4 protein-coding genes and 1 pseudogene are annotated in these 9,314 nt (G+C 37.3%); 1 reads left to right on the top strand and 4 read right to left on the bottom strand.

Going from position 1 to position 9,314, the window contains the following annotated elements:
* Nucleotides 1-710: 710 nt before the first annotated feature.
* Nucleotides 711-2,900, bottom strand: coding sequence for a DNA topoisomerase III (locus ACOZBY_RS18080; RefSeq protein WP_197148806.1), 2,190 nt, complete (start codon nucleotides 2,898-2,900; stop codon nucleotides 711-713).
* Between the two features lie 126 nt (nucleotides 2,901-3,026).
* Between ACOZBY_RS18080 and ACOZBY_RS18075 the strand changes: the two are divergent.
* A pseudogene (locus tag ACOZBY_RS18075) lies at nucleotides 3,027-3,227 on the top strand (hypothetical protein); the annotation flags it as partial.
* 250 nt (nucleotides 3,228-3,477) lie between these two features.
* Here the strand turns inward: ACOZBY_RS18075 and ACOZBY_RS18070 are convergent.
* The 3 genes from ACOZBY_RS18070 to ACOZBY_RS18060 all read right to left on the bottom strand — a co-directional run bounded on the left by ACOZBY_RS18070 (nucleotide 3,478) and on the right by ACOZBY_RS18060 (nucleotide 9,217).
* Nucleotides 3,478-4,548: a glycosyltransferase gene (locus ACOZBY_RS18070; RefSeq protein WP_422762595.1), complete on the bottom strand. Its 1,071-nt coding sequence runs from the start codon at nucleotides 4,546-4,548 to the stop codon at nucleotides 3,478-3,480.
* A gap of 135 nt (nucleotides 4,549-4,683) precedes the next feature.
* On the bottom strand, nucleotides 4,684-5,433 hold the full coding sequence (locus tag ACOZBY_RS18065; protein WP_012292651.1) for a hypothetical protein: 750 nt from the start codon (nucleotides 5,431-5,433) through the stop codon (nucleotides 4,684-4,686).
* Between the two features lies 1 nt (nucleotide 5,434).
* Nucleotides 5,435-9,217 carry a DEAD/DEAH box helicase gene (locus tag ACOZBY_RS18060; RefSeq protein ID WP_422762594.1) on the bottom strand — a complete coding sequence of 1,261 codons (3,783 nt, stop codon included), beginning with the start codon at nucleotides 9,215-9,217 and terminating at the stop codon, nucleotides 5,435-5,437.
* Between the last annotated feature and the right edge of the window lie 97 nt (nucleotides 9,218-9,314).

Here is a 9,314-nt window from a genome sequence, read left to right as displayed (position 1 = left end):
GAGCCAGGATCAAACTCTCCATAAAAGAAATTTGATTAGCTCAAATTGTTTTGCTGGCATCATTTTGATGTCCAAAATTTTGTTTCGTTCACTAGCAAGGCTAGCAACTCAACTTTATTATTGATTACGTTTTGCTTGTTCAGTTTTCAAGGTTCATTTTTATTGATTGTCCTGCGACAAGAATTAATACTATCAGAATAAAATACAATAGTCAATAACTATTTTAATATTTTTTCGTAGTCGAAGTGACAGGTTCTATAATATTACATAATAACATTTTATCTGCTAACACTTTCCTTCAAATGTTTAACACTACGAATCGCTGCTCCGATTTCGTTAGGCGGTAAAGATGAAAAGGAAGAGCGGTGTACTTTAATGTCCGCTGTGATATTTGGTTATAAAGATACATTGAAAGTCGTCAAGATAGAGAACCGGCAACTTTTGTTACTGAAAGACATCCTTTTTTGCAGCCCCATCAATAAAAACACAGTTACGCTACACATCTATGAAACATTGGCGCAACCATGGAAGTAATTCAAATTTTGATGGGAGCATGATAAATGTGTAACTACTAGGAAAATATCAGAAGTACGTTTAGCTTATTTAAAATCGTTAAAATCATTGAATCGAAATTTCAAACTCAGACTTAAATAATATATAACGAAACCAGACACGTTTTTTGAACGTTCTGGTTTCTTTTAAATTAATATTTATTTATCTACATTAAAACCTTTTAATAAATCTGCAAAAGCATTATTCAAAGGCTCTGCTTCTTTCTCTTGCTGCTTCATGTACTTTTGTACACTACGTTTATCCACTTTACCTCCACCTTCTTTTTTACGGCGAGCTTCAAAAGCAGATAACTTCTCACGATAGCCACACTTACATACGAAGATTTGACCATCACCTTCGCCACGTAATTCAAGCTTTTTCTTACACTGAGGACAACGTGCATTCGTCACACGCGACACATTCTTACGGTGACCACATTCACGATCTTGGCAAACAAGGATTTTACCTTTTTTCCCGTTCACTTCAAGCATTGGCTTACCGCAATCAGGGCAAGTTTTTGTTGAAATATTATCATGCTTAAATCTCTTATCGCTATTTTTAATATCAGCTACAATTTCTTTTGTATGTTGCTTCATTTCATTAATGAAGGTTTCTTTTTTCAGTTTGCCTTTAGCGATTAATTCTAGCTTTTGCTCCCATTCGGCTGTTGTTTCAGGAGATTTTAACTCATTAGGAACTAAATCAAGTAACTGACGACCTTTAGAAGTGATATGAATATCTTTACCACGCTTTTCAATTAGGAATGAATTGAATAACTTATCAATAATATCGGCTCGTGTTGCCACCGTTCCTAATCCACCTGTCGATTTTAACGTATCAGCAAGCTGCTTATTTTGCGTGTTCATATACTTTGTAGGATTTTCCATTGCCGATAAAAGTGTAGCCTCAGTAAAACGTGCTGGAGGCTTCGTTTGCCCTGATGTTTGAGTAATTAAATTTACTTTTAATACTTGGCCTTTTTCGAGACGAGGCAATAATTGCTCCTTCACATCTTCGCTTGATTCCTCATCATCAAAGCGATTTGAGTAAACTTCTTTCCATCCGGCAGAAATTACTGTTTTCCCACGAGCAATGAATTTTTCGTTGCCAATTTGACCTTGCACGGTTAACTGTTCATATTCATAAGCTGGGAAAAGCACCGCTAAGAAACGTTTTACAACTAAATCATAAATTTTACGTTCTTTATCGGTAAAGTTTGCAAAGTTCACGTATTCTTCTGTAGGAATAATTGCATGGTGATCAGATACCTTGCTGTCATCCACAAACGATTTATTCGCTTTAATTGGTTTTGAAAGCACTTTGTTTGCTAACGTTCGATATTCTCCTATACCGCATGCTTTTAATCGTTCTGGAAGGGTGCTAACGATGTCTGAAGATAAATATCGCGAATCAGTACGAGGATAAGTAAGCACTTTATGAGACTCATATAGTTTTTGCATGATATTTAATGTTTCTTTGGCTGAGTATCCAAATATTTTATTTGCATCACGCTGTAGCTCCGTTAAATCATATAACCCTGGAGAGAAAGACTTTTTCGGCTTACGTTCAATCTCGATTACTTTTGCATCTTGTTTATCTAATGAATTAACAATAGCATCCACTTTTTCTTTACTAAAGCTACGTGAATTACCATTCGCATCTTGCCATGTTAATTTTAATTCTTTTGTTTGTGCCTCAATTCCATAAAACGTTTGTGCCTTGAAGTTCTTGATTTCATCTTCACGAGCAGCAACCATTGCTACTACAGGAGTCTGCACTCGCCCTGTATTTAGCTGAGCATTAAATTTAGTAGATAGCGCTCTACTTGAATTCAATCCCAAATACCAGTCTGCTTCACTACGAGCTACAGCAGCTTGATATAGATTGTCGTAATTCTTTCCAGGTTTTAAGTTTGCAAAACCATCTTTAATTGCCTTATCAGTAACAGATGAAATCCATAGACGCTTGATTGGTTTATTCACTTTCGCACGATCAATAATCCAACGAGCCACTAATTCCCCTTCACGTCCGGCATCTGTTGCGATGATAATTTCATTCACATCATTACGTGTAAGTTGAGATTTAACTGCATTATATTGCTTACTTGTTTGTTTAATTGTTGTTAATTTCAGACGCTCTGGTAGCATTGGTAAATCTTCTAAGTTCCACTTTTTATATTTTTCATCATAGCTCTCTGGGTCGGCTAAAGTGACTAAGTGGCCTAAAGCCCATGTAACAATATATTTATCTCCTTCAATATAACCATTCCCTTTTTTGTGACACTTCAGCACGTTTGCTATATCACGTGCAACTGAAGGTTTTTCTGCTAACACTAAACTTTTAGCCATATATAACATCCTTTCGTACTTCCTAATGTTTAATATAGCACATGCTTTATACTTAAACTTCTTTTAAGCAAATCAGAAAATTAACTGTAAATTAACAGGAATTCTCTCTTAGATGCTATACAACGATTATTAGAGCTTCGCGGCGAAGGAGATGGTCAAATCCTTGTATGTAAATGTGGCTATCGTGAGAAGTTATCTGCTTTTGAAGCTCGCCGTAAAAAAGAAGGTGGGGGCAAGGTCGATAAACGTTCCGTACAAAAGTACTTAAAGCAACAAAATAATGAGGAATCTGTAAACAACGCACTCGCTGAAATCCTAAAAGGTTAAAGTTTGATAACTATAAAGAGCAAATTCACACTGAATGTGAATTTGCTCTTTTATTATGCATACTCAAATCCTCTCAACATATCTTGAATTAACTGAATATTCCATATATATATAAAAGGAGGTTTTTAATGGAAGCAAAAAATTTTAGGCCTCGTAATGTGATTTTTATGACCATTGTTGTTGGTGTATCTGTGTTAATTGGTCAATTAATTTATGTGTTGTTCATTGATGTGCCATTCCCTTAGTAGCCTTATATCTTTAGCCGTCTGAGTAAATACTTTTCATTTTCTTTGATTTCCAAATGATTCGGTTTCCATTTTCGTGCCTCTAAGTTATGTTGATAGGCATTTTCGAATAGCCGTAACTCCCTATATAACAGACTTAGTTGTAAATGAGGTAACCATGTTGAGTAAGCTCGTTTTTGAATAGTCATTGAATCGACCGAAGCTTGTTGCAAAGCTTGTGAGTACCAGTAGATAGCCTCTTTATGTTTTGATTGCTCCATAAAAAATTGGCCCATTCGGCAACATGCTTCTGGCTTTGGTCGGTCATACAAGAAAGATTGTAAAATAGCTTGTTGAGCGTGATTATCATCCTGTAACAACCGAAAGCATTCCCCTATATGCAAACATGCTTCAATGCGATCATCTGTAGTGCCTAATTCGCTATCCAGAAATGTATTGTATTGATTAATGGCCTCTAGATAACGTTTATGCAGCTTTAATTCATTTGCATAATGAAATGAATCCCTTGCAGAAAAAGTATGTCCCTTTTGAATTAATCCTTCATAGATACATAAATTGCGATGAAGATCCTTTGTTAACGGTAAATGTGTAACAGCGATATCACTGTGAAAGAGCTGGCCAGATACCTTTAAAAATTCATGGACAGCACCCTGCCATTGAAAATGATTGGCTCTTTTTACTAGACGATACTTTCGCTCACTGCATTCCACTATTCCATCATCATCTAATACTAGGTAATGATCCATAGTGACAGCATCAACAGTTGGGTACAATGATTGCTTTAGTAGCAATAGTTTATGTTGGTTTTCCTTTGTCATAATATCGTCTGCGTCAAGCCATAGAATATAGTCTTTTGTTGCCTGTTGAAAGGAAAAATTGCGTGCTTTTGCAAAATGATCGCACCATGGAAAATCAAAAATGCGAGAGGTGTAATTTTGGACAATATCTTTTGTACGATCAGTTGAGCCTGTATCAATAATATTCATCTCATCCACTATTTGCCGAACCGAATCTAAGCATCTTTCAATCGTACATTGTGCATTTTTAACAATCATACATAAACTAATCGATACCATCTTTCCCCTCCTTATCATGTAGTAATATACTATGCTAGTTCATCCCATTTTCGAAACAATTTTTCGTTATCCCCCTACTTTCGGGCTGATATTGTAAAATAAAAAAACGAACGCTGAACACGCTCGTTTTTCATTCTATAAATATTGCTCACGCCACATCAATTGTTCTTTATCGGTAAGTTGTTGTTCTAGATGGCGGTCCCATTGATTTAATAACATATTCCACACACGAACAAATAGGATATCCTGCTCCTTATCGTAAAGTATAAATTCTAAGCATGGACTATCATTAATTTGTTGGGCTTCTACTTCAACAACTCTTGCAATAATTCTTTGTGAGTTGCCCGTTTCTTCTTCATCCGCTTCTTGTAAGGCAGCTATAATCAGTGTTTCATCAAATTGCTCCTGTTGTTCAGCTTCCTTATCCACATAACGATAAAGCTCTGGTAACTCATCGTATTCATCGTTATTTACATCACTAGTCAGAAATGATTGATGGCAAGGACTAAAGTAAAGAGTAGATGCTTCTACTTCTAGCTCCTCTTCAAAGATACCTTGTTCAAGCTGTTGCTGCCCTTTTTCTGTTAGCTTAAAAAAGCCTTCCTCATTTTTCATAAGACCTACGCGAATCATTAAAGAAATCAGGTCTTCGATAAATAACGGATCTACAAGCAATAATTCGCTCAATTCCTCCACACTTCCAAAATCAGCCTCTTGAATGCTTAGTAGCAGCATTGTCATTAAGACATCCATCGTGGAACGGCGAACCGGCTCGTAAGTTACATCCACTGTACGAATTGGAATACACCACTCAGCAGTATTGATAATTTTTATATTGCGATTTTGTTGCAGCTCACGCATTAATCGTTGCTGTAATTTTGACACTTTAAATCACCAATCCTTCATGATTACGCAAGCCCTCGTAGGATTTTACTGTATTTAATAACTTGGTATACATATCTCTTGTATCTTGATGTTTTGCACGTTTCGCAAACATTTCTGAACTTCCTACAAGCAGTAGTAACTCCCGAGCGCGGGATAGAGCAACATTTAAGCGACGGTAATCTTTTGCAAAGCCAATATCTCCACCCTTTGGCGTATTACGTACCATACTGACAAGTATCACGTCCATCTCCATTCCTTGGAACTTATCCACTGTCCCTGTTCTGAATTGTAAATGTGGTAACTGTAGTTCCTGCTGGAGGAGACGATTTATTTTCTTCACCTGCTCACCGTAGAAGCTAATGACCCCGACGCTTTTCAAGGCATCCTGTGGCATACGCCCAGCTTCTTTTGCTGCCTGCACGGCATCATTTAAGTCTAGCAATATACGACGAATTGTTTGTAATTCACCTTCATTAAAACGACTTGTACCACCCTTTACCTGCTCCTCTAAATAAGGTTTCTCGGTTGGAATATCAATCCACAATAAATGGTCATCACGTTTTACAAATTGCCCCTCTAAACCATGGTCTCTCGCAGAATCCGAGTCTGGCAAGCCACATTGCAAGCCATTTTCTTCTTTCGCATAAAATGGCGTAATACTTTGCATAATTTTTTCATGCATGCGGTATTGAAGAGCTAGCATTTGCTTATGAGTTTGAGGCAGATTATTGAATAAGCGCTCAAATAATGATTCACGAAGTAAATTTTTTAACTCCTGTGCGCCTTCAAAATTTGGATTTTCTTCTAACATCGCCTTCAATGTTTCCTCCAATGTATCGTCACCAAGTAGGGGCGGTAGCTGGTGATGATCCCCTACCAAAATAACCTTTTTCCCCTTCAGCATTGGTAATAATAATTCTGGTGGTGTTGCCTTTGAAACTTCATCAATAATGACAACATCAAAGGTTGGGTAATTTTCCATAAACTCTTTACTCGCCGAAGCTACACATGTGGTACCAATAACATTTGCATGTCGTACATATAATTTTCTAATCTCATCTAAATCATATTCGGTAGCATTTTGTAGCTTTTCTCGCCATTGCTCTTGCAATTTTTTTCGAAGTGGTAGTTGTTTTTCCTGACGCTGTAATTCTTCAATAGCTTGCTTTGAAGTTTGAATAGCCTCCCTAACCTCTTCTGCTGTGCGTTCTGGTGTTGACTGCAATAGCTTCGTGTAGATGGCTAGTTGCTTTTCTTTTTTCAATCCAGCCACATTGATCTCCTTTAACCGCTCTTCCATTTGTGATAGCAGTAGATCTACTTCCTGCAAGCTAGTTTGTACAGTTTGAAGGGAAGCTTGTTTGGGTACTAATTGAACTCTAGCCTTTTCAACTTGTTCTAGTTGCTGATTGGCTTCCTGAAGAGATTCTCGTAATTGTCCCGTAAGAATTTTTAAATATTCAACGGACTCCTCTGGTACTGCTTCTATTAGGAAGTTACCCTCTAGCTGTTGTAATCGCTCTGTATGCTGTATAAATGGCTGCAATTGCCGTTGTATGCTTTGTACATCAAAACTTGTAATTGCACACTCTTGATGCAGTAAACTAACAAGATTTTTTCGAAAGGATTCGTATTCTTCGTCTTTATGCGCTTGTTGCTGCTTAAGTGCCATCCCTTTTTGCCATACAAAATCACGACGCATATAGAGTCCCAGCAAATAGCTTTCAATTTCATGAATGTCAGGTGTTTGATCGTCTTGAAATGCCTTGTTTAACTGAGCAAATACACCCGTAAGATTTTGTAAAGAAAATGATTGGACAGGCTGTAATCTACTTTTTGCCTGCGCCTGCTCCTTCACATCATCAGACACTAACGCCTCTAGCTTGGCTATGGCCTTTTGAAGACGGCTATTGATGGTAGACCATGCCTCTAAATCTTTTGCATCCTCTAGATGCTGTATTCGATTTATTTGCTGCGAAAGAACATGAGAAGGACGAATTTGATAATGCTGTAAATATCGTTGGATACGTTCATAGGAAGTCAATGTATGCACATACTTTTGCGCTTCCTTCATGATGATGAGACGATTATTTTCTATTTCATATTTTTCTTGAATATCCTGGAATTGTACAGCTAATTGCTGTTTTTGCTCCAGCAATTCTTTATATTGAGTAGCTGCTTCTAATTGCTCCACTTTTTGTGAAGTCTCTTGAATGGTAAGCTGTAGATCTTTAATTGAAGGATGGTCAGCAAGTGTCTGTTCAAGTTGCTGTATAATCGGCTCTATTTGGGCGAGCTGCTTCTCATAATGCTCTTTTTGAGCTTCATATGTCTGTTGCTCTGTTTTCGCAGTTTTTAAGTCTTTTTTTAACGCTTGAATTTCCTGCTGAAGAATTGGTTCTTCAATAGCAGCTTGCTCTTTAGCGGTCATCTCTTGCGCCAGTTCCTCAAGCCATAACTCTAATTTTTCAAGCTCAGCTTTTGCTTTAGTCAGATTGTCCTTGAACATCTGCTCACGTTCAGGAAAGACCAAAATTGCCTCTTCAATTGCTGCCAATGTTTGCTCACGCCACTGTAGAGCCACATTTTCTTCAATAAATTTTTTTCCCTCTTCCTCAATACTTTCCGTTCTACCATAGCGTAAAATCCTAATTTCTTGATTGGAAAGAAGCCGTCCTAAAGCATTATCTACTGCTAGATTTGACTGAGATGCAACAAGCGTTTTTAAACCAGCTTTCACATTTTGCTGACAAATCTCTGAAATGACAGTTGTTTTCCCTGTACCAGGTGGACCTTGAATCACATATAAATCTTCAACAGATAGAGCACCTAAAACCGCTCGTCTTTGATATTCATTTAAATGATTGTGAAATTCAATATCTTCACGAAGCTTCGATGCTCGTACAGATGGTCTTTTTTCAAATAGGATCGTCTCTAAATTAGGATTAACAGCCTCACCCTTTTCTAGCTTGGTAAAGCCATTCCGTAATCTTCTAATTTGACTTAATGTTGCAAAATTGCTGAAGCTCGCTTGTTTCGAACGAAGATTAAGCTGATCCTTACGAGCCAAATCTTGTGTAAAGGGCTTTAAATCAATTTCAACTATTTGTTTTCCAGCATGAGCCTTTAATACTTGTCCTATTTCACCGCGGACTCCTCGTATACTTACACTCAAGCCCTCCAATTGCTTCCATTCCTTATTCTTTATGTAAGGACATACGAGCGTTAAGCGTGTGAAATCTTCATTGAAATAGCTCTGCTTAAATTCACTATGAATATCGTCAATAGTTGCATCGCGCTCTTGTATTTTTAAATAACCTTCCCAGCTAGCAATACGTTTTTTTACATATTCAGTCCGTTCTTCTGCTATCGGTAGCTGTCTGATCTTCGTATGAAGCTCAAGTGGAACACCTGCTCCGTTGTTAGGCTTTGTAACAAATTGCAGTGCTGCTGCTATGCGTCGATTTGTGTTAATCGGACCTCGCATATGCACAAAACGAATATTTGTCGCCAGTAATCCTTCTAGCTTTAGCACACAGTCCATAATCACTGTTTTCTCAGGAACAATATCACTTAACTTTTCATTGTCTTCAGCATTAAAATAGATAGATAAAAATATTTCACCCACTGTTTTTGCTTTGCGTTTTTCTATGTAGACAGTAAAAGATTTTTGTAACGCAAAAAAGGCATGCTCGTTTGCTGAGCATTCCTCTACCGCTTCCTTTGCCTTATTAGTCAAAATAAGACAACAGCGTTGTTTTTCTAGTAAAGCGATGTCCTGCATGAGCAGCCCTCCTTCCAGTGTCACTAAAGTTTTATTTTATCACATACTAAAAGAATACTTACAAAGAAAAATCCCCTGCACAGTGATTTCTTACCAC

The sequence above is a fragment of the Lysinibacillus sp. NPDC056220 genome (genome assembly GCF_049315265.1).
GTDB classification, from domain to species: Bacteria; Bacillota; Bacilli; order Bacillales_A; family Planococcaceae; genus Lysinibacillus; species Lysinibacillus pinottii.
The sequence above is the reverse complement of the archived record's forward strand: the minus strand, read 5'-3'. Positions and strand labels throughout refer to the sequence as shown.